The sequence below is a fragment of the Sphingosinicella sp. genome (genome assembly GCF_041916975.1).
GTDB lineage: Bacteria > Pseudomonadota > Alphaproteobacteria > Sphingomonadales > Sphingomonadaceae > Sphingosinicella.
In genome coordinates this window covers 1,898,652-1,923,569 of record NZ_JAYRYK010000001.1, presented here as the reverse complement: position 1 = coordinate 1,923,569, position 24,918 = coordinate 1,898,652, and the positions used below count along the sequence as shown (strand labels likewise).

The following is a 24,918-nucleotide window of genomic DNA, read 5'->3' as shown; positions in this document are numbered from 1 at the left end:
ACCGCGAAAGCTCATCCCGGCTGTATGACAGCTTTACAGATGCCGCGCGCTTGTTAAGGGATGCTGACGACGACATCGCCGGGGATCGAATGAGCAAGGACAAGGGGCCTCCAGAGGGCGGACAGGTTCGGCCGCACTACCTGGTCGACCAGGTCATCGAAGCGCTTCAGGACGCCATGGACAAGGGCGTCTACAAGGTAGGAGACAGGCTTCCGCCTGAGATGAAGCTCGCCGGTCAGTTCGGCGTCGGCCGTTCGACCATCCGGGAAGCGCTGCGGGTCCTCAGTCACCTCAATCGGGTGGAAACGCGTACTGGCTCGGGCTCCTATGTGGTGGATCATCGCCGTACGAAGGCACATGCGCAAAGCACGATGAGCCTCGACGAAGCCGCAGATATCTATGCGTTCCGCTATACCGTTGAGACGCCAGCGGCCGAGCAGGCGGCGCTCCGGCGTACCGGCCGCCAGATGAAGGCGATCCGACAGCTGCTCGAGAGCGCCAAGAAGCACCTTGAGGCGCAGGATATGAGTGCCGTGGCAGCCGTGGATACCGATCTCCACATCGCCATCCTCGAAGCCGGCGGAAGCCGCTTTGCCGCCGAGCTCTATCGCACGAACCGCGCGCGCATCGAGCAGGCCTTCAAGGCGCTTCTGCATTTCACCGGCCCCGCAGCACCCGGCACGTCGACCCTCGCGCTCCAGTCACTGCACGACGACCTCGTCGCGGCTATCGAGCGCGGTGACGGAAAACTCGCCGCCCGCCTCGTCAATCGTGACCGGAAGGAAGTCGAAATCTGGATCGCCCTCGCGCGGAAACAGGGCAAGCGTAAAGACCGATAGTTCATAACACGCTCGTCGAAGAACAGCGTTACCAAGGCTCTGGTTCGTTGAAAAATGGAAGGCCGGGTAAATAGCGGGTGTCAGGCAGTGCTCACAGCATTGTGTATGGGCAGAATGATACTGGGTCGAACGGTCCTGACCGACCCCAGCACGTACGACTCTCGGGCAAACCGAGCGCCGCGGATTCATGCGTGCGGGCTCGCCGTGACCGCCGATGATGGAGAGCTTCGCAGCCGTGATGATGCGCGGGCCGGGGTGCAGGCCTGCTGCAACGGCGTCGCGCGCCGCCTGACTGAAGAACTGGTCAGGGCCGAGATCGCGCACTGTTGTGAAGCCGGCACGCGCCAGCGTTTCGGCATGATGCAGCGTGATCGCCACGGCGTATTCGCGAGTTTCGGTGACCGGGTTCCAGCGAACGTTGGGGTCGAAGGTGAGGTGCACATGCGTGTCGATCAGACCCGGCATCACCGTGTAGCCGGAAAGATCGATTGTGCGCGCATCCTTTGGCACCGCGATGTCGTCGCCGATCGCGGTGATGCGCCCGTTTTCAACGAGAATGATGGAAGCCCCACGCGGTGGCAGCGCGGGATCGATAATCAGTATTGTGCGCTGATCAATCGCAACCCAACGGCACCTTCCTCGGACAATCGAACGTCAACCACGCCGGTTCGACGGTAACGCTTGCGACGACCGGCAATTCGTTCGTCCAGCAGCCCTTCAACTTCGCGAAGACGGAAACGTCGGGCATCGATTTCGACGTTTCATACCGTACCTCGGTTTCCCCCTCGGTGGATCTTAGCCTTCGTGCCGTGGCGAGCTACGTGATCAAGCGGAACAATTTCACCAACATCAACGATCCGACATTCTCGAACCGGCAGAAGAGTGAACTCGGAGATCCGACATGGCGCGGCCGCCTATCGATGACGCTCGATTTCGGGCGCTGGGATTTCGGCTACCAGCTCCAGTATATCGGTCGTCAGACGATTGCGACGGAATACGAGACGCAGCTGTCGCATCAGGGCCGGGCTCCCACGAACCCGGATGCCTTCCCGGTGATCTGGTTCCCCGAGGTCTTTACCACAGCTTCCGTCTGGGTTTCGACGTGGACGAGCGGTTCAACCTCTATGCGGGCGTGGACAACGCCTTCGATCGCCTGCCGCCCTACAACATGGTGACGGGTGACCAAGTGACGCCGACGGGAAGCTCGCCGTACGACAACATCGGCCGTTACTTCTACATCGGTACAACAGCGAAATTCTAAGTCGCCAGTGTCATCACCGTCCCTGGCCGCCGTTGCAGGATTTGCAGCGGCGGTCCTTTTTCGTCCGCCATCGCCCCGAACGGTCTGCCGCGTTTCTCGCCCGGAAGGTCGGAGAGAGGCTTATCCGCGCGCGCGGAGATGCCTAGCTGGCTGGGTATCAATCGGGGGTCGTGTATGGGTCCGGAAGAGTTTGCGAACCAGATCAATGCCATGGTGCAGGCAGGAACACTCCTCACCAGACGCGCGGATGTGATACTGGAGGCAGCGGCGCGGGCACACGTCACCGACCCTGAAGCCTTCAATGCCGCAGTGAAGGCGGTTTCCGAGGGGCAGCTGTCGGAAGATCAGCTGCGCGTGCTTTCCGAACGGGCACCCGCCTTTGTCGATATGTTACGCACGGGCCTGCGCCCCCTTCTCGGCCCGGTAACCGAGGCACGGCTCGTCGGGCTCGCGCGGCATGGGCACATCACCACGTCTGTGCTCGACCGGGCGCTGTGCAACGTCCTGCGAGCGAAAGCGGCTTAGGCGGGGCCCTGCTATCTCCATCGTTGCTGTTCCGTGCTGACAGAGCGCCGCGGCATCGGTATCAATCAGCACCATGCCATCCGCGGCTCTTTTGACGATTGCGCTGATGCTCGCGCCGACTGTGGCGACGGGCGAGCCTCCGGTCGTTCCCGAAGCCGTGCTCGATGGTGACCCGGAGACGCTGGAACCCGCGCAGTCTGCGGGGCCTGCCGCTGAAACCGAGCCGGACCCCAGCCTCCTGGCGCTGCAGCCTGCAACGACGCGGCTTTTCCATGCGCTGAAAAGCGGGGCCGCGGACGAGGAACTGGAAAAGCTCGTTTCGGCGGCCGTGATCGAGCTTGATGTGAACTGCCCGCGCGTTCGCGAATATCAGGTGTTCCGCTCCTCTGCGCGCGCGCGCACGCTGAAGGTGAAATGCACCGAACGGCCGCTCTATGCGATCACGGTGGGCGCATCGGGCGAGGGCTTCGTTTCGGGCGGCGATGGTACGATCGATCAGATGCGCCTTGCGGACGGCCCTATCAAGGCGGTGATGGGGCTTCGCGTCGAGGAGTATCTGGCGCACGAACAGGCCGAAGCGCGAGACGCGCAAAGCCCGGAGGATGAGGACGAGGCGCTGCCGGATGAGGCGATCGCCACGCCGCGCGAGGTGGAAACGCACGAGGGCCGTCAGTGGCTCGCGGGCCTCGCGATGGGTGTCGGTCTTGCGGCAGGTGGGGCCGTGCTCTGGCTGGTGGTGCGCGAGCGGCGGCGGCAGCGACGCACCTATTCGCGCTGGCGCGGCCTCGACACAGCCGCGAAGGACCAACTCGTCGAGGAGTCAGAGGAGGTTTATCCCAACCTCTACCGGCATCCCGAAGGGGTGTTCATCGCGCGCGGGCGGCGGGGCAAGCGCCGGCTGTTTTCCTCGCTCGTGCTCGCCTATCTGTACGCGAGCCGGAGCATCAAGCTGTTCGAGATCCGCTGAGCGTGACGGTGCGGGTGGATGCGCGCGGAATGCGTTGCCCGCTCCCCGTGCTGCGGCTGGCGCGTGCGCTCCGCGAGCATCCCGAGGCGGCCGAGTTCGAGCTTGTCGCCGATGATCCCGCCGCGGCGCGCGATGTGCCGGCGTTCGCGGGTGAGCAGGGCGTCTTCGCCGAGGAAACGGGGACGCTCCGCTGGCGCATCAAGCGGGGCACTCCCTAGACACTGTCACCTTCGCCATTTGCGCCGTCCCCTGATTCATGCAGCATGACGCAAAACAGGGAGGATGGGATGATGCGCCTTTGGATCGTGGTGGCGCTTGCGGCAGCGCATCCTGCGGTGGCGGAAGCACCGAGTGCGGCGACGAAGGCTGCGAACAGCGCGGCAGCGGCGGCCTTGCCCTTTGGCGATACCGAGGACTTCGATTTTGCGCGGCGCGGCCTTCTCGCCCGGCCGGACGCAGATGTGCTTGGGGCGGATGGCCGTGTGATCCGGTCGTTCGCCGACGACGCGAAGATCGCAGGCGCGGCGCCCGATACGGTGAACCCCAGCCTGTGGCGGAACGCGCAGCTGGTAAGCGAATCCGGGCTGTTCGAAGTGGTGCCCGGCATCTGGCAGGTGCGCGGTTTCGATCTTTCGAACATGACGCTGATCCGGGGCAAGAGCGGCCTCATCGTCGTCGACCCGCTGACGACGGTGGAGACCGCGCGCGCCGCTATGGCGCTCGCCCGGAAGCACATCGGCGACCTGCCGGTTTCAGCGGTGATCTATACGCACAGCCACATCGACCACTTCGGCGGCGTGCGTGGGATCGTGGACGAGGCGGACGTGAAGGCGGGGAAGGTGCGGATTTACGCGCCTGACGGGTTCATGGCGCACGCGACCTCGGAGAACGTGATCGCCGGGGCGGCGATGAGCCGGCGGGCCATCTTCATGTTCGGGAACATGCTGGAGCGCGGGCCGGAGGGGATCGTTTCGGCGGGGATCGGGCCGGTGGTGGCGGGGGGGACGTACAGCCTGATCGCGCCGACCGATACGGTGCGGGCGGGGGCCGAGACGACGCAGGTGGATGGGTTGAGGTTCGAGTTCCAGCTGACGCCCGGCACCGAGGCACCCGCCGAGATGAACTTCTATTTGCCGGACTTCCGCGCACTCTGCCTTGCCGAGAACGCGAACGGCGCGATGCACAATGTGCTGACTCCGCGCGGCGCGCTTGTGCGCGATGCCAAGGTGTGGGCGGACTATCTGACGGAGGCGCTCACGCGCTTCGGGCCCAAGAGCGACGTTGTGTTCACCTCGCACTTCTGGCCGCGCTGGGGCGGCGAGACGCTGCGCCGCTACATGGCGCTGCACCGCGACGCCTATAAATACCTGCACGACCAGAGCGTGCGCATGATGAACGCCGGGCTGAACGGCAACGAGATCGCCGAGGCGATCCAGCTTCCGCCGGAGCTGGGCGCCGCGTGGTTCAACCGGCCCAACTACGGCTCGCTGAAGTTCAACGCCCGCGCCGTGTACCAGCGCTACATGGGCCACTACGACGGCAACCCCGCGCACCTCGATCCGCTGCCCGACGTGGAACGCGGCAAGCGCATTGTCGCGGCGATGGGCGGCGCGAAGAAGGTGCTCGCCGAGGCCGCGAAAGCGCGCAAAACCGGCGACGAGCGCTGGGCGGCGGAACTCCTCTCCCACCTCGTGATGACGGAACCGGAGAACATGCGCGCACGCGAAATGCTCGCCGCCAGTTTCGAACAGATGGCATGGGCCACCGAAACCGCGCCGTGGCGCAACATCTACCTGTCCGGCGCGCGCGAGCTGCGCGGCCTCTCGACGAGCGGCGGCGGCGCGAACACCTCCGAAATTGCGATGTCGACGCCGCTTGCCGACCTCCTCGACCTGATGGCGGTGCGCCTGTCGCCCGAAAAGGCGGCCGGCGCGGACCTTTCGATCGGCATCGTGCTTGCCGACAGCGGCGAGCGCCGCCTCGTGAGCGTGCGGAACCGCGTGCTTGTGCATCAGCCGTGGACGGAGGGCGCGGCCCCGGCGGTGACGCTCACCAGCCCGCGCCGCGTGTTCCTCGGCCTCGTCGGCGGGCAGGTGAAGGCGGCGGACGCCGTGCAGAAGGGCATCCTCCGCATCGATGGGGATGCGGCGCAACTTCAGCGCTTTACCGGCCTTTTCGAGCCACCACCCGCCACCTTCGGCCTCGCCCTGCCATAGCGATCGTAACCCCTCGGCAAGCATCGGCGGAAACCAAAACTTTACCCGCGTGCCCGATGATCCTCGCGCAGAATAAGGTAAGGATCGCGCGCGTGGAAAAGCTGGACATCACCGACCCCGGTTTGCCGGTGGTCGACATCGAGGTCTTCGAGAAGACGCGCGCCACCATGGGCGCCGGGTTCATCAAGATTATCACCTATTTCGGGGAGGACGGCGCCAAGGCCGTCGCCGAGATCGAGGCCGCGCAGCGCGAAGGCAATGCCACACGCATGGTGATGCCCGCGCACACGATGAAATCGGAAGCCCGCCAGTTCGGCGCAATGACGCTCGGCGAGCTCACCGAGCGCATCGAAATGGGCGCGCGCCGCTGTGTGGAGCATCAGGAGACGCCCGACGAACTGCTCGTGCTCGTCGCGCGGCTGAAGCCGCTGTTCCGCCGCACCATGGAAGTGCTGGAGCGCGAGACGAACCCGCTCGTTCAGCGCCGCGGCGAAGTGCGCAGCGCGGCAGGCAACCAGAGCTTCGGGCGCATCTGACCCGCGAGACGCACCATATTGCGCGTGCTAATCTGCAAGCGATGGGGAAACAGGGCATGATCCGGTCGTCGCTGCTCTTCGCTGCGCTTTTGCTCGTGGCTGCGCCCGCGATGGCGGAGGGGCCATCGTGCGACACATCCATCCGCGTGCGCGGTTGCCGCGCCGAACTGCTGACGGAAGGAAACACCGTCACCATCCGCACGTCGACCGACCAATGCTCTGTGGTGGACTGGACGCTGGACGGCGCGCCCCGCTCCACGGTGGTGACGGACGGCGAGGCGAAGATCGATATCGGTGCTCCGGCGGGCACGGCCGTACTCAAACAGTGCGGCATCGTGAAAGACCTGCGCGGCGTCGCGGCGCGCGAATTCGGCACCAGCGACGCGAGCGTGATCGGCAAGCCCCCCGAGGGTGGCCGCGAGACGATGGCCTGCAAGACCCTGCGCGAAGCAGCGGTGGCGGCGCAGCAGCGCGCGGCGGCGGTCGCCGATTTCGATACGCGCAAGGCCTGGTCCGACAAGCAGACCGCCTGCACCGAAATGCTGGCGAACTTCGAAACGCTGAACGCCGTGCTGCCCACGTTCATGGACGCCGCCGTGAACTATGCCCGCCAGTGCCAGCCCCCCGGCCGCGCCGACGCCCTGCGCACCGAATTCTCCCGCCGCGAGAGCGCGACGCGCGCGCAGCACGAGAAGGTGCGGCGGGCGTGTGTGAACGGCAGCTAGCCGCCAAGGTTTTCTTCCGCGATCAAGGCATTATGCTCTGCCGATATTCAGGGCAGGGGAGACGACATGCACTATCGGCGTTTTGCGGCGATCATCGCGGCAAGCATGGTTCTGGCGGGTGCGGCAAGTGCGGACGGTCCGCGCGCGCGTGACCTTGGCGTGCCGTTCGCGGGGAAGCCGGGGGCGAACAACGCGATCACCGACGTTGCGGGGGTGGAGGTCGGCTACGTCAGCCTGATCTCGGGCGACGGCAAGCTCGAACGCGGCAAGGGGCCGGTGCGCACGGGCGTGACCGCCGTGCTGCCACGCGGCAAGGATTCGCGCACGCCGGTGTACGCGGGCTGGGAAACCAGCAACGCCGCCGGGGAGATGACCGGCACGGTGTGGCTGGAGGAGCGCGGCTATTTCGACGGCCCGGTAATGATCACCAACACGCACAGCGTGGGCGTGGTGCGCGACGCGGTGGTGGGGTGGCTTGCGGACGTGAAATGGCCGGGGGCGTGGTTCACGCCGGTGGTGGCCGAGACCTACGACGGGATGCTGAACGACATCAACGGCTTCCACGTGAAGCCCGAGCACGCGATGCGCGCGATCCAGACCGCCGCGACCGGGCCAGTGGCCGAGGGCAATGTCGGCGGCGGCGTCGGGATGCAGTGCTTCGGCTTCAAGGGCGGCACGGGCACGGCGTCGCGCGTGGTCGAGATGGACGGCAAGAGCTACACGGTCGGGGTGCTCGTGCAGTGCAACTTCGGTATGCGGCCTTGGCTGCGCGTGGCGGGTGCGCCGGTGGGCGAGGAACTCGCGGGCAAGTATCTCCCCGAAACGCGCGGGGTGAAGACGGCGGCGGCGAATAACAACGCCGTCGCGCCGGGCGACGGCTCGATCATCGTGGTGATGGCGACGGACGCGCCGATGCTGCCGCATCAACTGAAACGCCTCGCCAAGCGCGCGGCGGCGGGCATGGGCCGCATGGGCGATGCGGGCAGCAATGGCTCGGGCGACATCTTCGTCGCCTTCTCCACTGCGAACCCAAATGTGCAGAGCGTGGGCGGCACTGTGATCAGCGTCGAAACGATGCCCAACGACAAGCTGACGGTGATCTTCGAAGCCGCGACGCAGGCGACCGAAGAGGCGATCACCAACGTGCTGGTGGCGGCGGAAACGCTGACCGGAGCGAACGGCTACACCGTGCAGCGCCTGCCGCACGCGGAACTGCGGGCGATTTTGAAGAAGTACGGGCGGTTGGTTGCGAATTGAGGGGGAGTGGGTCGATTAAGCTCAGTATTGAAGAGATAACCTGTTGACCTTAAAAAAATGAAACCTTGAAGCTGGAGATTTAAGTGAAGATCAGAGTGGATCTGACAAGCGATTTCTGTGCGCTAGGTTTCAACGCCGAAACCGATCCATTCAGTAAGAGTGATTTGGCCGAGCGGCTAACGAAACTCTACGGCAATCTCGAGCAGGGCACTGTTTCGATTCTCGATGGCCGTTGGGGAAGTGGAAAATCCATCTTTGTGCGTCAGTGGAATAGCCACCTTGAAAGCCACGGTGTCCCTTGCATCTATTTTGACGCTTTTGCGGCTGACTACGTGGACAGCCCCTTCCGAGCGGTAGCATCAGCTTTTGTGCGGGCAGCGAAGGAAGCTCGGGCGCACGATATGGGTATTTATAATCGTTTTCTCACTGCTACATCCCGCGCGACGAAGATCATCGCCGCACCTGCCGCAAAGCTTGCTGTGAAAGCCGGAACTCTAGGTTTGATTGGCTCGGCAGAGTTCAAAGAGTTGAGCGCGGCTGCTGAGGCCGTGGTATCTGACTTGGGCGACATGTCCGAGGCAGCCGTGAAGGCTATGCTTGAGGAGCAAGCGGATGACGAAGCTAATTTCGAAGCACTTCGTACAAGCCTCGCGGAATTGCCGAGCCTACTCGCAAAAAGACTCGATGGCGATCAGGGAGCCACTCAGAAGGACAAAGAGGAAGTTTCACCATCCCTTGTTGTCATCATCGATGAGCTTGACCGCTGCCGCCCTGACTTTGCGCTCGGTGTTCTGGAGACCCTAAAGCACTTCTTCCGAGCCGAGCGAGTCCATTTCCTTCTCGTCACGAATCTCAATCACCTGCTATTGTCTGTCCAAAAGCGGTATGGCGTTGGCGAGGCGGCCGGGGAGTACATCCAGAAGTTTTACGACTTCCTCATTCCCTTCGAAGAACGCCCACAACATGGAAGAGCGACGAACGCCAGCCTCCATGTTTCACGCCTGCTGCAGACGATGTTGACCGGGGCGAATACTTCGGACGGGACCAACCTCATCAATTGTGTGGCCCAAATTGTAATCGCCTACGACTTGTCGCTCCGGCAGGCTGAACGGGTGGCGACTAATGTCGTTCTTGCGCAAATCGATTTCAGTCAAAATAGTTTCAGACCTGGGAGCCTTGTTGCATTACTGGCAGTCATAAAGGCACAAAATCCCGCGATGTTTGCCGATATCAAAAGAGAGCGGGTGAACACTGCTCACCTACAGGACTTTATCAATAAGGGCGATTGGCCCGCCGAATTTTCAGGTGAGCGGCTACTGAATATCGTTCGATACTACAGCGATCCGGACATCGATGAACGTGATCCGGAGTTTAAGGGGTACGAATCGACGCATTGGAACTTCCGCAGTCGGTTAGATATTTTGCCCTATTTGGCGAACGTTATAGACCGTTTCGCATAGAGAGTTTAGACGTCCCGCCCCATCAACGTCGGGAAGAAGCCTTCGTAGGCATCCCGGAGTGTCGCGAGCGTGACGGAGGCGCCGCCTACGGTGACGGCATCGCCGCCCGTGGTGCCGATGCGCTTCACCGCCACCGTCGCGCCCTCCAGCGCACCTTCGGGGGCGGTGACGACGTAGAGGCCCTGATCCTCGCCGAAGGCTTCGGCTGTCGTGAGGGCATCGAGCTTCGCGCCGGTGCCGCCCGCAAGCGCCATTTCGGCGATGGTGACGAGGAGGCCGCCGTCGGAGATGTCGTGGACGGCGCTCGCCTTGCCCTCTGCGATCAGCGTGCGGACGTATTCGCCGGCCTTGCGCTCGGCAGCGAGATCGACCGGGGGCGGCGGGCCGTCTTCGCGGCCGTGGATTTCGCGGAGCCAGATCGACTGGCCGAGGTGGCCTTCGGCGCGCGTGCCGATGAGCCAGATCGGCTCGCCTGCGGCCTTGAAGGCGATGGTGGCGCTTTTTGTGTAGTCCTTCAGCAGGCCGACGCCGCCGATGGCGGGGGTGGGGAGGATGCCGACGCCGTTCGTCTCGTTGTAGAGGCTGACGTTGCCCGAGACGACGGGGAAGTCGAGCGCCTTCGACGCCGCGCCCATGCCGGAGACGCAGCCGACGAACTGGCCCATGATCTCGGGGCGCTGCGGGTTGCCGAAGTTGAGGCAGTTGGTGATGGCGAGCGGCGTCGCGCCCACTGCCGAGAGGTTGCGATAGGCTTCGGCGACCGCCTGCTTGCCGCCCTCGAACGGGTCCGCGAAGCAGTAGCGCGGCGTGCAGTCCGTGGTGATGGCGAGGCCTTTTTGGGTGCCGTGGACGCGCACGACCGCGCTGTCGCCGCCGGGGCGCTGCACGGTGTCGGCGCCGACCATGTGGTCGTACTGCTCCCACACCCAGCGGCGGCTGGCGATGTCCGCCGAGCCGATGAGCTTCACGAGATCGGCGGCGAGGTCGGTGCTTTCGGGCACGTCAGCGAGCGGCGCGCGCTTCGGCGTCTCGACATGCGGGCGGTCGTAGAGCGGGGCCTTGTCCGCAAGCGGGGCGAGCGGGATGTCGGCGGCGGTTTCGCCCTTGAATTTGAGGACGAGGCGGCCGGTTTCCGTCACCGTGCCGATCACCGCGAAATCGAGCTCCCACTTGCGGAAGATCGCCTCGGCCTCGGCCTCGCGGCCCGGCTTCAGGATCATCAGCATGCGCTCCTGGCTTTCGGAGAGCATCATCTCATAGGGCACCATGCCGGTTTCGCGGCAGGGCACGGCGTCGAGGTTGAGCTCGAGGCCGACGCCGCCCTTCGAGGCCATCTCGACCGACGAGGAGGTGAGGCCCGCAGCGCCCATGTCCTGAATCGCGACGATGGCGTCCGACGCCATGAGTTCGAGGCAGGCTTCGATGAGGAGCTTTTCGGTGAAGGGGTCGCCGACCTGAACGGTGGGGCGCTTCTCCTCCGAATCGTCGGTGAACTCGGCGGACGCCATCGTGGCGCCGTGGATGCCGTCGCGGCCCGTCTTGGAGCCGACGTAGACCACCGGATTGCCGATGCCCGCGGCGGCCGAATAGAAGATCTTGTCGGTCTTCGCGACGCCCACGGTCATGGCGTTGACGAGGATGTTGCCGTTGTAGGCCGGGTGGAAGTTGACCTCGCCGCCCACGGTGGGGACGCCCACGCAGTTGCCGTAGCCGCCGATGCCGTGGACGACGCCCGCGACGAGGTGGCGCGTCTTCGCATGGTCCGGCGCGCCGAAGCGAAGCGCATTCAGGTTGGCGACCGGGCGCGCGCCCATCGTGAACACGTCGCGCAGGATGCCGCCGACGCCCGTCGCCGCGCCCTGATAGGGCTCGATGAACGAGGGGTGGTTGTGGCTTTCCATCTTGAAGATGGCGGCGTCGCCGTCGCCGATGTCGATGATGCCCGCGTTCTCGCCGGGGCCGCAGATCACCCACGGCGCTTCGGTCGGCAGCGTCTTCAGGTGGATGCGGCTCGATTTGTAGGAGCAGTGCTCCGACCACATCACCGAGAAGATGCCAAGCTCGGTGAGATTGGGCGTGCGGCCCATCGCGGCGAGGATGGTTTCGTACTCTTGCGGTGTGAGGCCGTGCTCGGCGACGATCTCGGGCGTGATGATGTCGGTCATGCGCGCGCTCATAGCGGCGCCGGGCGCGCGGTTCCAGCGCCTATTCGTGGAACTCCGCCATGTCGGGGATGCGGTGGAACGCGATCTTCGCGCCGACATGGTCGATGCGGCCGCCCATCAGTGGCCCGAGCGTGACGGCGTTGCGGCCGAACTTCGCGTTCGCCTTGTCCATCGCCTCGCTGAGACGGAGGCCGCGCGCTTCGCGGGCGAGGGCGTGGTCGATGTCGTCGCGGTCGAAGAGGGCGCCTTGCTCGTGGCCGGCGGGCGCGATCTCGGCGAGCGTGACGCCGACCATGCGGATGCGCGACTTCTGTGCCGCGAGGCGGGGCCAGAGTGCGTTCAGCTGGGCCAAGAAGCTGAAGCTGTCCTGCGTCAGCGGCAGGCGCTGGTGCGCGGCGAACTTGCCGCCGTCATCCAGCCGGGCGTGGAGGAGGAGGCTGCGCGCGGCGTAGCCTTCGCGGCGCAGGCGGCTCGCGGCCTTCAGGCACAGGCGGCGGGCGGTGGCGAGCGCGGCGGCGGGGTCGCGCTTCGAAGGCGAGAGCACCTGGCTGTGGCCGATCGAGCGGTGCTGGGTTTCGACCTCGGGCACCTCGTGGCCGGTGAGCGACCACCACAGGCGGTCGCCGTTCACCGCGCCCCACGCTTCGCCCGCGCGCTTCGGGCCGCGCGCGATGAGGTCGCGGATGGTGAGGATGCCTTTCGCCGCAAGACGCCGCTCCATCTTGCGGCCGATGCCGGGGATGTCGGTGAGCTTCAGGACATAGAGGCGCTCGGGCAGCTCGTGCGCTTCGATGACGGTGAGGCCATCGGGCTTCTGCATGTCGCAGGCGATCTTGGCGACGAGGCGCGTCGGCGCGACGCCGATCGAGCATTTCAGATATTCGCCGACGTTCGCGGCGATGCCCGCCTTGATGCGCCGCGCGAGGTCGCGGACGAACGCCGGGTCGTTTTCGTTGTCCATCAGGCGGCAGGCGACTTCGTCGATCGAGCAGACCTTGGTGACGGGGATGTGCCGATCCACCTCCGCGACGATGCGGTTGTGATAGTCGACATAGGCGCCATGGCGCGCGGGGGTGACGATGAGGTCGCGGCACAGGCGCTTCGCTTCCCAGATCGGCGTGCCGGTGCGGATGCCGAAGGCCTTCGCTTCGTAGCTCGCGGCGATGGCGCTCGTCGTGTCGGTATCGACGGGCGAGACGACCACGGGCTTCCCGCGCAGGTGCGGTTGCAACTGCTGCTCGACACTGGCGAAATAGCTGTTCAGATCGAGAAACAGCCAGCGGAGCGGCGAATCGGGGCGCATAAGCGGGAGTGTAGCGCATGGAGAACAAATTGTGAACAACGCGCATACGCCCCGCGCCGTAGAGGCGGACGCACTCCACGGCCGGCCGCTGCGCTACTTCGATTTCGTAATGGCGGCATTCGTCACCATCCTGCTGCTTTCGAACGTGCTGGGCGCGGGCAAGGTGGCGGTCGTGGACCTGCCGGGTATCGGCGATTGGCCGTTCGGTGCGGGCATTTTGTTCTTCCCCGTGGGCTACGTGCTCGGCGACGTGCTCACCGAGGTCTACGGCTACGCGCGGGCGCGGCGCTGCATCTGGGCGGGGTTTGCCGCGCTCATCTTCATGGCGTTCATGGCGTGGGTGGTGGTGGCGCTGCCGCCCGCCGCGGACTGGACGGGGCAGGCGAGCTACGAGGCGGTATTCGGTCAGGTGCCGCGCATCGTCTTCGCCAGCATCGTCGCGTTCTGGGCGGGCGAGTTCACCAACTCCTACGTGATGGCGAAGATGAAGGTGTGGTCGCAGGGCAGGCACCTCTGGATGCGCACGATCGGCAGCACGGTGGCGGGGCAGGGCGTCGACAGCCTGATCTTCTATCCGCTGGCGTTCCTCGGCGCGGCGGGGTGGACGAACGACCTTGTGCTGAAGGTGCTCATCACGCAGTGGGTGCTAAAAGTGAGCTGGGAAGCGATCCTGACGCCGGTGACCTATGCGGTCGTCGGTTTCCTGAAGCGGCGCGAAGGCCTCGACGTCTACGACCGCAAGACCGATTTCACGCCGTTCAAGGCGAGCGTGTAGCTATTGGAGCGGGACGACCGCTTCCAGGTCTGCTAACCGGCGGAAAGGCCGTTTTTCGGATTGCAAGCACGGCCGGCACAGGGAGAGTTGTACGGTGTCGAAACCCAAGGCCGCGCGTCAGCCCGCGGAGTATTACAGGCTCCCCGAGAACAGTATCGGCTATCTTTCCCGCTTGATGTTCCGTTCGTTTTCGCGCGCGCTCGAACGGCGCACGCTGGAGCACGGCGTTTCCGCGGGGCAGTGGCGCTTCCTGCGCCAGCTTTGGCGTGAGGACGGCATCACGCAGCGCGAACTCAGCACGCGCGTCGGGATGCGCGAACCGACCACGGTGGTTGCGCTGAAAGGTCTTGAAGCGGCAGGGCTGGTGCGGCGCGAGAAGAGCAAGATCGATCGCCGCAAGATCTATATTCACCTCACCGATCATGCAAAGGCGCTCGAAGGCGTTCTCGTGCCGATGAACGCGGAGGTGCACGATCTGGCGACGCGCGGCTTTTCGGATGAGGAGGTGGAAACACTCCAGTCTCTGCTCCGCAGCGCCATCGCGAACCTTGCCGAGGAGTCACAGGACACGCCGGTTCTCAGCGATCTCAGGGTCTGACGAGGATGCAGTCACGTCCCTCGTCGACCGCGTTTTCGTTGCGGGACGTTGCACTTGGAGCGCCGATTCCCGCAACGCTTACATATCAGATGGCGCAGTGCGCTGGCCGCAACCGCTCGTCGTTCGAAGCGGTTAGCCCTTAAGTAGCCCGCGCTTGACTGAAAATTTCTTCAGCCACAGGAAAACAAGAAAAATAATACCAAGATATATGCCAGTGAGGAGTGCGATTCCAGATACAGCAAGTATCGACATGACGAAAATTCCGCTATATTCTTCAATATTTCGTTGCCAGTGGGATTTTATGAAATCTCTCTTATCATAACTTATGTTTAATGTATCAACAGATTGAGTTTTGCGACTATTTTTCAATTCTTGTTCAATTCTTGATATTCTCGATTCAATTTCAGATCTTTTATTTTGAACAATCATATTAAATTGTTCTGAATCTGATTCTTCTATAGATAAAATTTCTTTTCTTTGCGCAAGAAGAAGTTTCTTTTCAATAATCAAGTCATCTTTCTGTTGTGATGCTCTGCGGTCTTCATAGCTGAATGAGAATCCATTTTTCGTCGATTTTGATATTTCTGATATGAATGATGGGGCCGTTCCTTCCGAAAGCAGGAATCTGATCGTTCCCTGTCGGCCATCAAGATCACTCCCCGGTATGAATTGCAGAACTCGGCAACGTGTTAGGCCAAATTTTTCGCATTTTTCCTTGTGTTCTTGCATTAAACTTAGAGAGTTGTTTTCAATTATCTGAAAATTGACCCTATATTCATCCGAAGATGAATTCGCATAATCTTGAAGAATTTCAAGATCTACAGAAGAAAATGCGGGATTGGCTATAATTATAGTTGTTAATAATGTTACAAAATTCAATTTTTTAATTGATTTGTGAATTTTTTCAAACATTTTTTGTGAAAATTCTGCAATTCGCATTTTTTTCTCCCTGACTTGCAAATTTGCATACAAAAATAATTATAACTAAAAATGAAAGTAGTAGGCGTCGTTTTCGTTCGCTAAAATATTTGTGAAAATTCGCTGAATAAAGATCTCGACGTAGGCTATGAAAATGAGTGGCCGGGTTCGGTCTGCTGCTTGATGGTCGCCCATAGGGTGGCGCTGGGCAGGCGCGTGATTTCAAACAGAATTGGCGCTGCGTCGACCATGATCGTTTGGGTGTGCAAGGCTTCGCCGCAACGGGCGTGCCCCGATGGACGTACAGAATATCTCCGATTTCATGGCTGTAACGGACAAGCGACTGGAGATGCTTCCCGGCGTGCACTATTTTCAGGAAACGGCGAAACATCGTGATGCTGCCTTACGCCTGATGGCGGGCTGGTTTCGCGAAATGTTCTGAAGGATGCGGGCGTGGCAGGGGTGCAGGACGAAGCCGTTATCGAACACCTTCGCGCCTGCGGTCTCGTGGCGCCCGGAGAGGTGCCGCGCATGACGCCGCTGTCGGGCGGCGTATCGTGCGACGTGTGGCGCGTCGATACGGCGAAGGGGGGGCTCGCGGTGAAGCGCGCGCTGCCCAGGCTGCGCGTTGAGGCGGACTGGTTCGCGCCTGTCGAGCGCGCCGAGAGCGAGGTGCGCTGGCTGCGGCGCGTCGGCGCGTTCGCGCCCGCAATCGTTCCCACGATCGTTGCCGAAGCGCCCGAAGAGCATCTGTTCGCGATGCGCTTTCTGGACCCGGCGCAGCACCCGGTCTGGAAGGACGAACTCATCGCCGGGCGTGTCGATCCGGGCTTCGCTGCGAAGGTCGGCGCAGCGCTCGTCGGGATTCACGCCGCGACGGCAAACGATCCGGCCATCGCACGCGATTTCGATACCGGCGCGATGTTTCATGCGCTGCGCGTGGAGCCGTTCCTGCTCCATGTCGCGCAGCATGATGCGGACGTCGCGCCGCGCCTGGGGGCGCTCGCGGCCGATCTCGAAGCGCGGCATGTCGCGCTCGTCCACGGCGATGTCAGCCCGAAGAACATCCTCGTCGGCCCCGGCGGCCCCGTGTTCCTCGATGCCGAATGCGCTGTGTATGGCGATCCTGCATTCGACCTTGCGTTCTGCACCACGCATCTTCTGCTGAAGGCGGTGTGGCTGAGGCCGCACGCGGCGGAGTTGGCAGCGTCCGCGACCCAAATGGCGGAGGCGTATCGCGCGGGTATCGCGTGGGAGGATGCCGATGCGCTGATGCGGCGCGCAGGTGCGCTCACGGCGGCGCTGCTGCTGGCGCGCGTCGACGGCAAATCACCTGCGCCGTATCTGACGGACGCGGCGGATCGCACCGAGATTCGCACGCGCGCGGGGCGTTTGCTGACGGGATCAGACGCAGATCTGTATGCGGGACTGGAGACGCTGATCGGCGCTTGGCGGGATGGCGGCCCGAACGGCGATCAGTAGCCGAAGAGCTTGCCGACGCCGGAACCCGCGACGATGGAGCCGACCGTTTCCTGCGCCTCGGCGCTCAGTTCCTGCCGCCATTTCGCTGCGGACTTCGCGGGGTTCTGGTTGAGGCTGAAATAGCGGTCGCCGGTGCCGTCGAAGCCGCGCAGACGATTGAAATAGGCCTGCACCTGCGCCGGGCGGTCGAGCCCCGCCCAGTCGAACAGCGATGCGGCCTCGGGATCGAGGTTCGCCGCGAGCCGATCGTAGACGAGCGTGTAGACGTTGGGGAGGTCGGCGACCTCGCTGTAGACCCACTCGTTCGTGATGAGCCAATCCCACGCCAGCTTCTCGATGTTCGTCATCGCATCCGCGCGCGCCTTGTCGAGCCCGGCGGCGCGGGCGGGCGGCAGCGCCAGCACATCCGAATAGAGCGTCGCGGCACCCATCTTGCCGAGCTCCGCGCCGCGCAGCTTCGAGGAGACGACGCCGCAGGGGTGGCGCACGATGTAGATGAACTTCACGCCGGGGAGCGCGCGCGCGAACACGGGGAGGCGCGGGATCGAATCGACCGACTTCATGACGAGGCAGGGCGTTTCGCCCTCGTTCGCGAAGTCGGGCACCTGAAGGTTGCGGCTGCGGCCCACGGCGGGAAGCACGGCATCGACCGCGCGCAGCGCGCGGACGATCGCGGCGCGTGCCTGATCGGCGATGCCGCCCCGGTAGCTCTTGGGAAACAGCGTCGGGGTGTGGACCGTGCGCAGCGAGCGATTGTGCGCCAGCCGCTCGAAGTAGTCCCTTGTGATCCGGTCGATGTCGGCCGGAAGCGCGCCATAAGGCACGAACGGAAGCCGCGGTTCCTTCTCGATGACGTCCGGCTCGTGGAGGTAGAGCGTCTGCGGATGCGAATCGAACAGCGAGCCGACCCAGGTCGTGCCCGATCGCGGGCTGCCGAAGATCATCAGCGGGCCGGCCATGTTGCCCGCCGCGCTCACGCGTCGACGAAGGCCCGCACGAGGCCTTCGAACAGGCGGCGGCCGTCGGTGCCGCCCTGCGCCGCATCGATGGCGCGCTCCGGGTGCGGCATCATGCCGAGCACGTTGCCGGTTTCATTGACGATGCCCGCGATGCGGCGCTGCGCGCCGTTCACGTCCTCGGCATAGCGGAAGACGACGCGGCCCTCGCCCTCGATCCGGTCGAGCGTGGCGGCATCGGCGAAATAGTTGCCGTCGTGGTGCGCGACCGGAATGCGGATCGTCTCGCCCGCCTTGTAGGCCGACGTGAATGCCGTCTGCGTGTTCTCGACCGTCAGCGGCACGTCGCGGCACACGAAATCGAGCCCGGCGTTGCGCATCAGCGCGCCCGGCAGCAGCCCGGTTTCGGTGAGCACCTGAAAGCCGTTGCAGACGCCGAGCACGAAGCGGCCCTGCTCGGCGGCGCGCTTCACTGCGGCCATGATCGGCGACTGCGCCGAAATCGCGCCGGTGCGCAGATAGTCGCCGTAGGAGAAGCCGCCCGGAAGCGCGATCACGTCCACGTCGGGCAGCACGGTTTCGCGGTGCCAGACCATCGCGGGCGCAAGCCCCGTCACCTCGCGGAGCGCGACCGCCATGTCACGGTCGCAGTTGCTGCCGGGGAAGACGATGACCGCGCTTTTCATCTCAGGCGATCTCGATCCGGTAGTTTTCGATCACGGTGTTGGCGAGCAGCTTGCGGCACATCTCCTCGATGCGCGCCTCGCTGGTGCCCTCGGCGAGCTCGAGTTCGATGAACTTGCCCTGCCGCACGTCCTGCGCTTCCCCGAACCCGAGGGATTCGAGCGCGTGGCAGATTGCCTTGCCCTGCGGATCGAGGACGCCGTTTTTCAGCGTGACATAGACTTTGGCTTTCATGGCGCGCCTTATGGCGCTCCCCGCGCCGCGCCGCAACGCCCAAAATCGCAGGCGCGTGGGCCCATGTGAGGGTTTTGTTAAGCCTGTGCGCCTATGGTTATGGCGGGGTCATTCTGAGTTCGGGGTCTGGGGCGCGTGGACTATCTCGCCATTGCCTTGTTCGTGGTGCTGTTCGCGACCGCCGAGAGTTTCGTCGGCGGGTATATCTTTCCGTGGCTGACACACGATCAGGAGGTACAGCTCGCGCTGGTCGCGTCGTTCCTGTTCGGCATTATTTCCGCCTGGCGAAAGGACGGCTGATGGGCCTTATCGCCGCCTCCATGTTCGTGGCGCTGTTCGTCTACTACGAGGATATCCTCGGCCAGATGCGCGGCTCGAACCTGCACATCGCGCTGTTCTGCGCGTTCCTCTTCGGCATCATCTGCGGGTATCAGGTCAAGAAGAAGCGCGCCAAGCGCCGCTGAACGCCTGAACGGGCCGAGATGCCGCCCAAGGCGGGCTGCAAACGGCGGCTTTCTGCGCTTCCGGTGCTCACGGACAGACAGTCCGCTGCGCGCCGGTTCTCGAAATCCACCATTTTCGCCACGGCCTGGACGGCATCTCGACCCGTTCAGGGATAGTCTTCAGACGAGGTTGACCCCTCAGCTGTCTTTCTTGCCGCGGGCCTTGCGGTGCTCGTCGAGGTCGAGAACGGTCGAGACCGAGCCTTCGGGGAGCAGGCCGAAGCGGCGCGCGACTTCCTGATAGGCTTCCACCTCGCCGCCGAGATCGCGGCGGAAGCGGTCCTTGTCCAGCTTCTCGTTCGTGGTGCTATCCCACAGGCGACAGCCGTCCGGGCTGATCTCGTCGGCAAGGATGATGCGGCTGTAGTCGCCGTCCCACAGGCGGCCGAACTCCAGCTTGAAATCGATGAGGCGGATGCCGACGCCCGCGAAGAGCCCCGACATGAAGTCGTTGATGCGGATCGCCATGTCGGCGACGTCGTGCATCTCTTCCTGCGTCGCCCAGCCGAAGCAGGCGATGTGCTCGTCGGTGATCATCGGATCGCCGAGCGCGTCGTCCTTGTAGTAATATTCAAGGATCGTGCGGGGGAGCGGCGTGCCCTCTTCGATGCCGAGGCGCTTCGAGATCGAGCCGGCGGCGACGTTGCGCACCACGACCTCGACCGGAATGATCTCCACCTGCCGCACGAGCTGCTCGCGCATGTTGAGGCGGCGAATGAAGTGCGTGGGGATGCCGATCTGGCCGAGCAGCGTGAAGATATGCTCGGAAATCCGATTGTTGAGCACGCCCTTGCCGCTGATCGTGCCCTTCTTCTGGGCGTTGAACGCGGTCGCGTCGTCCTTGAAATACTGGATGATGGTGCCGGGTTCCGGCCCTTCGTACAGGATCTTGGCCTTGCCTTCGTAAATCTGGCGGCGGCGGGACATCGGCGGACCTTCTCGATTCGGAGTCTGAAAAAAGCACCGCCCCGGTTCGCACCGGCTGACTGGCGCGTGCCCGAGGCGGGGAAACACACCACCCGCCATAGCGGAAGCCTGCCGGGCTGACAATGCAAGCACGCAGGGGGAAGCGCTCGGGGGAAGCGGCTCAGACCGCGCCAAGCGCCATGATAATGAGCATGAACAGGGTGAGCACGACGATCGCGAACATCGAGAGCAGGACCGTCCGCGCAAGCGCGCCGCCGACGCTGAGGCCGTAGGCGCCCTTCAGCTGCACGAACATGTGGACCGGCGGCACGAACATGCTGATCGCCATGGCGCTGCCGAAGCTGATGAGACCGATGCGCGCGAGCAGCACGGCGAACACGAACAAAAGCGACATGAACGACAGCGAATAGAGCGTGAACACCGCGTGATCATAAAGGCGCGTGCTCCGCCGGAACGGAAACAGCAGCCACACGAACGGCAGCGACAGCGGCACCAGCAGGAACGAGAATTTATAGGCGGACTGCTGCATTTTGTAGAACAGCAGCTCGGGATTCTTGAGCGCCTTCCTGAGCTTCGCATCGAGGCCGGGGTTGCCGGTGTTGACGGTCGGGGGCTCCTTGTCGACAACCTTCGTGAGCGCTTCTCGCCAGTCCGGCGGCTGCGGCGCATCGGGGTTTTCCGGGTCGCGCGGCACGACGCCCATGGTGCCGAGCGTCGCTTTCATGATGCCGATCTCGGTGCGCAGTTCGTTGACCTGGCCTTTGAGCTCCGCCGCCTCGCCGGGCACCGGCACCGGCTTTGCCCTTGCAGCGGCCAGCTTCGCTTCGAGCGTTTTCAATTTTGCGGTTTCGGCGACGAGCTCCTGCTGCGCCGCCTCGACGCTTTTGGGATCGAGCTGCACCGCGTCCGCCAGATTGACGTTCGGGCCGCCGACCATGGCGAAGGTGAAATACATCACGAATACGGTGAACAGGAACATCGAGAAGGGCGCGACGTAGCGGGCGCGCTTCCCTTCCACATAGTCGCGGGTCAGCGTGCCGGGGCGCGTCACCAGCATAGGCAGGGTGCGCCAGCCCTTGCTGTCGAAGTGCAGCACGCCGTGCATGATGTCGTGAAAGATATGCCCGATCGATCGCGGCAGATGCGCGCTTTGCCCGCATTCGTGGCAGTAGTGGCCGACGATGGGGGTGTCGCAGTTCGGGCAGATCGTCTGTACGTCGCCCGCCTTGCCGTCCTCTCCATCGAGCGCGGAGGCCACGAGGCCGCCCGCGATCAGGGTGCCCGCCGCATCGATCTCGCCGCTCATCGCTTCCCGCCCCGCCTGCCTGAATGTCCGCCGCCCAAGTTTCGGCGCAAAAGCTGTGACGATCAAGCGTGCTGCTTGCAGTTGAACCGGGTGCGGTGCCTCTCTATCTAGGCCCCGATAACCCGGCTTGCCAGCCAAGGAAGGACACACGCCCGTCATGACCAATCTCAACGACCGCGAAAAGGCTTTCGAGAATCGCTTCGCGCGCGATGCCGAGCTGCAGTTCAAGGTCACGGCGCGGCGCAACCGCCTGCTCGGCAACTGGGCGGCGGAAAAGCTGGGGCTGACCACTGCCGAGGCCGAGGCCTATGCGCGTGAGGTTGTGGCAGCGGACTTCGAGGAAGCCGGCGACGACGACGTGTTCCGCAAGGTTTACGGCGACCTCACCGCCAAGGGCGTTGAGGTTTCCGAGCACGAGGTGCGCCGCGCGATGGAGGAAAAGCTCGTCGAGGCGCGCCGCCAGTTCATCGAGGAAGTCTGAGGGCCGCGCGATGCCGATGGACGCAGGCGCGATCGAAGGGATGATCCGCACGGCGCTGCCGGATGCGGTGGTGGAGATCACCGATCTTGCCGGCGACGGCGATCATTATGCGGCGCGCGTGGTTTCGGAGGCCTTCCGGGGCCTGCCGCGCGTTCGTCAGCACCAGATGGTCTATGCGGCGCTCGGCGGCCGCATGGGCGGCGAACTGCACGCCTTGCAGCTGACCACCGAGGTTCCGGCCTGAGCCGGACGAGGAGCAACACATGACCGATATCAACACCCGAATCGCCGAAAAGGTGAACGGCAGCGACGTCGTGCTGTTCATGAAAGGCACGCCGCTGTTTCCGCAGTGCGGCTTTTCGAGCCGCGCCATCGCCATCCTCGAGCACCTCGGCGTCGAATACGACAGTGCCGACGTGCTGCAGGATGCCGAGCTTCGGCAGGGCATCAAGGCGTTCAGCGACTGGCCGACGATCCCGCAGCTCTATGTGAAGGGCGAGTTCGTGGGCGGCAGCGACATCATGATGGAAATGTTCGAATCGGGTGAGCTGCACGACCTGCTCGCCGAAAAGGGCGTTCCGCACGCCGCCTGAACCGGCGTTTTTCAGTAAGAGGGGATGAGGCGTGGCACTGGCGATCGGCAAGGCCTGGACCGACACGATCGCTGACGTGCAGCGCCGCTTCGGCGAGTTCGCGCTGCCCGCTGCCGCCTTCGTGTTCATGCCCTCGCTTCTGATTGCGCGCTTCGCCGATGAAAAGGCGCTCGGCGAGCAGAATGCTCAGCTCGCGCAGGCCGTGGGCGGGCTCATCGGCGTGATCGGACAGGCCGCCATCGTGCTGCTGGTGCTGTTCCCGAGCATCGACGCCGGATCGGCGATTCGCCGCGCCGTGGGTCTGACGCCCCGCATTGTCCTGGCGAGCCTTGCCGTTGTCGTGGTCTTCATGCCGGTCGGGGTCATGTATCTGGCGGGTGCGCAGCAGGCGTCGGTGGCGGCGAGCACGCTTCTGCTGCTGCTTACGGGTGTCGCCGTTTATTTTGCCCTGCGCCTGTCGCTGCTGGCGGCAATCATCGCCGGCGAAGATGCGCGCGCTGTCGAGGCGCTGCGCCGAAGCTGGGCGATGACTGCCGGCAATGTCGGGCGCATTTTTGCGATTTTCGCCGTTTTCGTGCTGATCTTCGCGATCCTGAGCGGGCTCGTCGGCGCGATCGGGCTTGCCGCCACGGGGGGCACGGCGGAAGACCCGTCCTTCGTCACCGAGCTTCTGATCTCGATCGTCGGCGCCGTGTTCAGCGTCTTCGTCTCGGTGCTCTCCGCGAATATCTACCGCCAGCTGGCGGCTTAGCGCACCGGCTTCAGGCCCACGTTGCCACCGGCGGCAGGCTCATCAGGATCGCGTCGATGTTGCCGCCGGTCTTGAGGCCGAACAATGTGCCGCGGTCGTAGACGAGGTTGAACTCCGTATAGAGCCCCCGATAGGCGAGCTGCCGGGCACGGTCTTCCGCTGTCCAGTCCTCGTGCATGTGGCGGCGGACAAGTTCCGGGTAGGTGCCGAGGAAGGTTTCGCCGACGTCGCGCGTGAATGCGAAGTCCGCGTCCCAGTCGCCGCTTGCGAGCTGGTCGTAGAAGATGCCGCCTACACCGCGCGCGACGTTCCGGTGCTTGATGAAGAAATACTCGTCGCACCACGCCTTGAAGCGCGGGAAATATTCGGGGTCGTGACGGTCGCAGCTGGCCTTGAAGGCGGCGTGCCAGTCGGCGGTGTCCGCCTCCACGGGAATCGGCGGGTTGAGGTCCGCGCCGCCGCCGAACCAGGCTTTCGTGGTGACGAGGTAGCGCGTGTTCATGTGAACGGCGGGCACATGCGGGTTCACCATGTGCGCGACGAGGCTGATGCCTGTGGCAAAAAAGCGCGGGTCTTCGGCGGCGCCGGGGATCGTTTTCGCGAACTCGGGATCGAACGCGCCGTGGACGGTGGAGATGTTGACCCCGACCTTCTCGAACACGCGGCCCTTCATCACCGACATCGTGCCGCCCCCCCCGGGGGCACCCGAATGATCGGCGCGTTCCCAGCTCTTGCGTTCGAATCGGCCGGGCGCGGCATCGCCGCCAAGATCGTCCTCGAGTGCTTCGAAAGCCGCGCAGATGCGGTCGCGAAGGGTTCGGAACCAATCGGCTGCGGCGGTCTGGCGGGCGTCGAAAGTCGTCATTGATGGGAGAATCCTGTTTGTCTGAGGGCCTCGCCCGCCACCATCGCGGCAGCAAGCGCGACGTTCAGCGAGCGGAGACCCGGCTTCATCGGGATACGGACACGAAGCGCGGCGGCATCATGCACGAAATCGGGGGCGCCGACCGATTCCTGCCCCACCACTAGCACATCGTCCGGCAAATAGGCGGCATCCGTGTAGGGCACCGAGGCCTTGGTGGTCAGCAGCACGCGGCGGCCGGGCACGCCATCCTGAAACGCGGCCCAATCGGCATGGATATGGATTTCCGCCTGCTCGAAATAGTCCATCGCACTGCGGCGAAGCGCCTCACGTCCCAGCGGAAAGCCGCACGGACGGATGATGTCGACAGGAAGGCCGAGACACGCGCCCATCCGCACCAGCGTGCCGACGTTGGGCGGCAGATCGGGCTGGAAAAGGGCGATGCGCATGGCGCCTTGCGCTAGCCCAGCCATGCCTCGACAGCAATGCGCCAATTTTGACCATTGCGGCCAAGGGGCATCGGCGGCTATCAGGCGCCCAAGCATCGAACCTAAGGGGGCGTTCGGGCGGAGCTTGCCCGAATATCTCCCGCGC

Annotated in this window: 30 protein-coding genes and 1 pseudogene; 20 read left to right on the top strand and 11 right to left on the bottom strand. The window is 64.0% G+C overall.

What is annotated here, in order from left to right; genetic code table 11:
* Positions 1-89 precede the first annotated feature (89 nt).
* Positions 90-839: a FadR/GntR family transcriptional regulator gene (locus ACE3TJ_RS09055; protein ID WP_374595783.1), complete on the top strand. Its 750-nt coding sequence runs from the start codon at positions 90-92 to the stop codon at positions 837-839.
* Between the two features lie 243 nt (positions 840-1,082).
* Here the strand turns inward: ACE3TJ_RS09055 and ACE3TJ_RS09050 are convergent.
* Positions 1,083-1,304, bottom strand: a pseudogene (locus ACE3TJ_RS09050) (amidohydrolase family protein); the annotation flags it as partial.
* Between the two features lie 137 nt (positions 1,305-1,441).
* Between ACE3TJ_RS09050 and ACE3TJ_RS09045 the strand changes: the two are divergent.
* From ACE3TJ_RS09045 to ACE3TJ_RS09005, 9 genes are all read left to right on the top strand, one after another.
* Positions 1,442-2,014 (top strand): hypothetical protein, encoded by a 573-nt coding sequence (locus ACE3TJ_RS09045; protein WP_374595782.1) that lies wholly within the window; start codon positions 1,442-1,444, stop codon positions 2,012-2,014.
* 260 nt (positions 2,015-2,274) lie between these two features.
* A complete protein-coding gene (locus tag ACE3TJ_RS09040; RefSeq protein WP_374595781.1) occupies positions 2,275-2,625 on the top strand; it encodes a hypothetical protein in 351 nt (116 codons plus the stop codon).
* 73 nt (positions 2,626-2,698) lie between these two features.
* Entirely contained in the window at positions 2,699-3,592 is an 894-nt protein-coding gene (locus ACE3TJ_RS09035) for a hypothetical protein (protein WP_374595780.1), read from the top strand.
* 2 nt (positions 3,593-3,594) lie between these two features.
* Positions 3,595-3,810: a sulfurtransferase TusA family protein gene (locus tag ACE3TJ_RS09030; RefSeq protein ID WP_374595779.1), complete on the top strand. Its 216-nt coding sequence runs from the start codon at positions 3,595-3,597 to the stop codon at positions 3,808-3,810.
* 69 nt (positions 3,811-3,879) lie between these two features.
* Positions 3,880-5,808 (top strand): alkyl/aryl-sulfatase, encoded by a 1,929-nt coding sequence (locus ACE3TJ_RS09025; RefSeq protein WP_374595778.1) that lies wholly within the window; start codon positions 3,880-3,882, stop codon positions 5,806-5,808.
* A 92-nt stretch (positions 5,809-5,900) separates the two neighbouring features.
* Complete coding sequence (locus ACE3TJ_RS09020; RefSeq protein WP_374595777.1) at positions 5,901-6,344, top strand: Hpt domain-containing protein; 444 nt, start codon at positions 5,901-5,903, stop codon at positions 6,342-6,344.
* Between the two features lie 56 nt (positions 6,345-6,400).
* Positions 6,401-7,069, top strand: a complete 669-nt coding sequence (locus ACE3TJ_RS09015; RefSeq protein ID WP_374595776.1) for a hypothetical protein — start codon at positions 6,401-6,403, stop codon at positions 7,067-7,069.
* Positions 7,070-7,135: 66 nt separating this feature from the next.
* On the top strand, positions 7,136-8,326 hold the full coding sequence (locus ACE3TJ_RS09010) for a P1 family peptidase (protein ID WP_374595775.1): 1,191 nt from the start codon (positions 7,136-7,138) through the stop codon (positions 8,324-8,326).
* 83 nt (positions 8,327-8,409) lie between these two features.
* On the top strand, positions 8,410-9,786 hold the full coding sequence (locus tag ACE3TJ_RS09005; protein ID WP_374595774.1) for a P-loop NTPase fold protein: 1,377 nt from the start codon (positions 8,410-8,412) through the stop codon (positions 9,784-9,786).
* A 5-nt stretch (positions 9,787-9,791) separates the two neighbouring features.
* Here the strand turns inward: ACE3TJ_RS09005 and purL are convergent, their stop codons facing one another.
* Positions 9,792-11,951 carry a phosphoribosylformylglycinamidine synthase subunit PurL gene (gene purL / locus ACE3TJ_RS09000; RefSeq protein WP_374595773.1) on the bottom strand — a complete coding sequence of 720 codons (2,160 nt, stop codon included), beginning with the start codon at positions 11,949-11,951 and terminating at the stop codon, positions 9,792-9,794.
* 40 nt (positions 11,952-11,991) lie between these two features.
* Positions 11,992-13,254 (bottom strand): type VI secretion protein ImpB, encoded by a 1,263-nt coding sequence (locus ACE3TJ_RS08995; RefSeq protein ID WP_374595772.1) that lies wholly within the window; start codon positions 13,252-13,254, stop codon positions 11,992-11,994.
* A gap of 31 nt (positions 13,255-13,285) precedes the next feature.
* On the opposite strand from ACE3TJ_RS08995, the gene ACE3TJ_RS08990 reads away from it, so the two are divergent.
* Entirely contained in the window at positions 13,286-14,029 is a 744-nt protein-coding gene (locus tag ACE3TJ_RS08990; RefSeq protein ID WP_374595771.1) for a queuosine precursor transporter, read from the top strand.
* A gap of 94 nt (positions 14,030-14,123) precedes the next feature.
* Positions 14,124-14,627 (top strand): MarR family winged helix-turn-helix transcriptional regulator, encoded by a 504-nt coding sequence (locus ACE3TJ_RS08985; protein ID WP_374595770.1) that lies wholly within the window; start codon positions 14,124-14,126, stop codon positions 14,625-14,627.
* A gap of 132 nt (positions 14,628-14,759) precedes the next feature.
* Here ACE3TJ_RS08985 and ACE3TJ_RS08980 read toward each other — a convergent pair whose 3' ends face one another.
* Positions 14,760-15,566 (bottom strand): hypothetical protein, encoded by an 807-nt coding sequence (locus ACE3TJ_RS08980; protein WP_374595769.1) that lies wholly within the window; start codon positions 15,564-15,566, stop codon positions 14,760-14,762.
* Positions 15,567-15,840: 274 nt separating this feature from the next.
* On the opposite strand from ACE3TJ_RS08980, the gene ACE3TJ_RS08975 reads away from it, so the two are divergent.
* Together ACE3TJ_RS08975 and ACE3TJ_RS08970 are read left to right on the top strand one after the other, a co-directional pair.
* On the top strand, positions 15,841-15,987 hold the full coding sequence (locus tag ACE3TJ_RS08975; protein WP_374595768.1) for a hypothetical protein: 147 nt from the start codon (positions 15,841-15,843) through the stop codon (positions 15,985-15,987).
* An 11-nt stretch (positions 15,988-15,998) separates the two neighbouring features.
* Positions 15,999-17,027 (top strand): phosphotransferase family protein, encoded by a 1,029-nt coding sequence (locus ACE3TJ_RS08970; RefSeq protein ID WP_374595767.1) that lies wholly within the window; start codon positions 15,999-16,001, stop codon positions 17,025-17,027.
* Here ACE3TJ_RS08970 and ACE3TJ_RS08965 read toward each other — a convergent pair.
* Genes ACE3TJ_RS08965 through purS form a run of 3 tightly spaced genes read right to left on the bottom strand, consistent with a single transcriptional unit; the run spans position 17,021 to position 18,901 of the window.
* The gene (locus tag ACE3TJ_RS08965; protein WP_374595766.1) at positions 17,021-17,986 is read right to left on the bottom strand and encodes a sulfotransferase; all 966 of its coding nucleotides are present in this window, start codon (positions 17,984-17,986) and stop codon (positions 17,021-17,023) included. The two genes, ACE3TJ_RS08970 and ACE3TJ_RS08965, sit on opposite strands and share 7 nt — an antisense overlap.
* 14 nt (positions 17,987-18,000) lie before the next feature.
* Positions 18,001-18,669 carry a phosphoribosylformylglycinamidine synthase subunit PurQ gene (purQ, locus tag ACE3TJ_RS08960; protein WP_374595765.1) on the bottom strand — a complete coding sequence of 223 codons (669 nt, stop codon included), beginning with the start codon at positions 18,667-18,669 and terminating at the stop codon, positions 18,001-18,003.
* Between the two features lies 1 nt (position 18,670).
* Positions 18,671-18,901 carry a phosphoribosylformylglycinamidine synthase subunit PurS gene (gene purS, locus ACE3TJ_RS08955; protein WP_374595764.1) on the bottom strand — a complete coding sequence of 77 codons (231 nt, stop codon included), beginning with the start codon at positions 18,899-18,901 and terminating at the stop codon, positions 18,671-18,673.
* Positions 18,902-19,036: 135 nt separating this feature from the next.
* Here purS and ACE3TJ_RS08950 point away from each other — a divergent pair, with 135 nt between their 5' ends.
* Both ACE3TJ_RS08950 and ACE3TJ_RS08945 read left to right on the top strand, forming a co-directional pair.
* The gene (locus ACE3TJ_RS08950) at positions 19,037-19,201 is read left to right on the top strand and encodes a hypothetical protein (RefSeq protein WP_374595763.1); all 165 of its coding nucleotides are present in this window, start codon (positions 19,037-19,039) and stop codon (positions 19,199-19,201) included.
* Positions 19,201-19,365: a hypothetical protein gene (locus ACE3TJ_RS08945; protein WP_293779319.1), complete on the top strand. Its 165-nt coding sequence runs from the start codon at positions 19,201-19,203 to the stop codon at positions 19,363-19,365. The genes ACE3TJ_RS08950 and ACE3TJ_RS08945 overlap by 1 nt, the downstream gene beginning before the upstream one ends.
* A 177-nt stretch (positions 19,366-19,542) precedes the next feature.
* Here the strand turns inward: ACE3TJ_RS08945 and purC are convergent, their stop codons facing one another.
* Entirely contained in the window at positions 19,543-20,331 is a 789-nt protein-coding gene (purC, locus tag ACE3TJ_RS08940) for a phosphoribosylaminoimidazolesuccinocarboxamide synthase (protein ID WP_374595762.1), read from the bottom strand.
* Positions 20,332-20,491: 160 nt separating this feature from the next.
* Positions 20,492-21,637, bottom strand: a complete 1,146-nt coding sequence (locus ACE3TJ_RS08935) for a DUF3667 domain-containing protein (protein WP_374595761.1) — start codon at positions 21,635-21,637, stop codon at positions 20,492-20,494.
* 157 nt (positions 21,638-21,794) lie between these two features.
* Between ACE3TJ_RS08935 and ACE3TJ_RS08930 the strand changes: the two genes are divergently transcribed.
* Genes ACE3TJ_RS08930 through ACE3TJ_RS08915 form a run of 4 tightly spaced genes read left to right on the top strand, consistent with a single transcriptional unit; the run spans position 21,795 to position 23,462 of the window.
* A complete protein-coding gene (locus ACE3TJ_RS08930) occupies positions 21,795-22,118 on the top strand; it encodes a DUF1476 domain-containing protein (RefSeq protein WP_374595760.1) in 324 nt (107 codons plus the stop codon).
* A 10-nt stretch (positions 22,119-22,128) separates the two neighbouring features.
* On the top strand, positions 22,129-22,362 hold the full coding sequence (locus ACE3TJ_RS08925; protein ID WP_374595759.1) for a BolA family protein: 234 nt from the start codon (positions 22,129-22,131) through the stop codon (positions 22,360-22,362).
* A gap of 19 nt (positions 22,363-22,381) precedes the next feature.
* Entirely contained in the window at positions 22,382-22,711 is a 330-nt protein-coding gene (gene grxD, locus ACE3TJ_RS08920; protein ID WP_374595758.1) for a Grx4 family monothiol glutaredoxin, read from the top strand.
* A gap of 31 nt (positions 22,712-22,742) precedes the next feature.
* Complete coding sequence (locus tag ACE3TJ_RS08915) at positions 22,743-23,462, top strand: hypothetical protein (protein WP_374595757.1); 720 nt, start codon at positions 22,743-22,745, stop codon at positions 23,460-23,462.
* Positions 23,463-23,472: 10 nt separating this feature from the next.
* On the opposite strand, the gene hemF is transcribed toward ACE3TJ_RS08915, so the two are convergent.
* Together hemF and ACE3TJ_RS08905 are read right to left on the bottom strand one after the other, a co-directional pair.
* Positions 23,473-24,327: an oxygen-dependent coproporphyrinogen oxidase gene (gene hemF, locus ACE3TJ_RS08910; RefSeq protein WP_374595756.1), complete on the bottom strand. Its 855-nt coding sequence runs from the start codon at positions 24,325-24,327 to the stop codon at positions 23,473-23,475.
* Positions 24,324-24,773, bottom strand: a complete 450-nt coding sequence (locus tag ACE3TJ_RS08905) for a tRNA (cytidine(34)-2'-O)-methyltransferase (RefSeq protein WP_374595755.1) — start codon at positions 24,771-24,773, stop codon at positions 24,324-24,326. The genes hemF and ACE3TJ_RS08905 overlap by 4 nt, the downstream gene beginning before the upstream one ends.
* Positions 24,774-24,918: the final 145 nt, after the last annotated feature.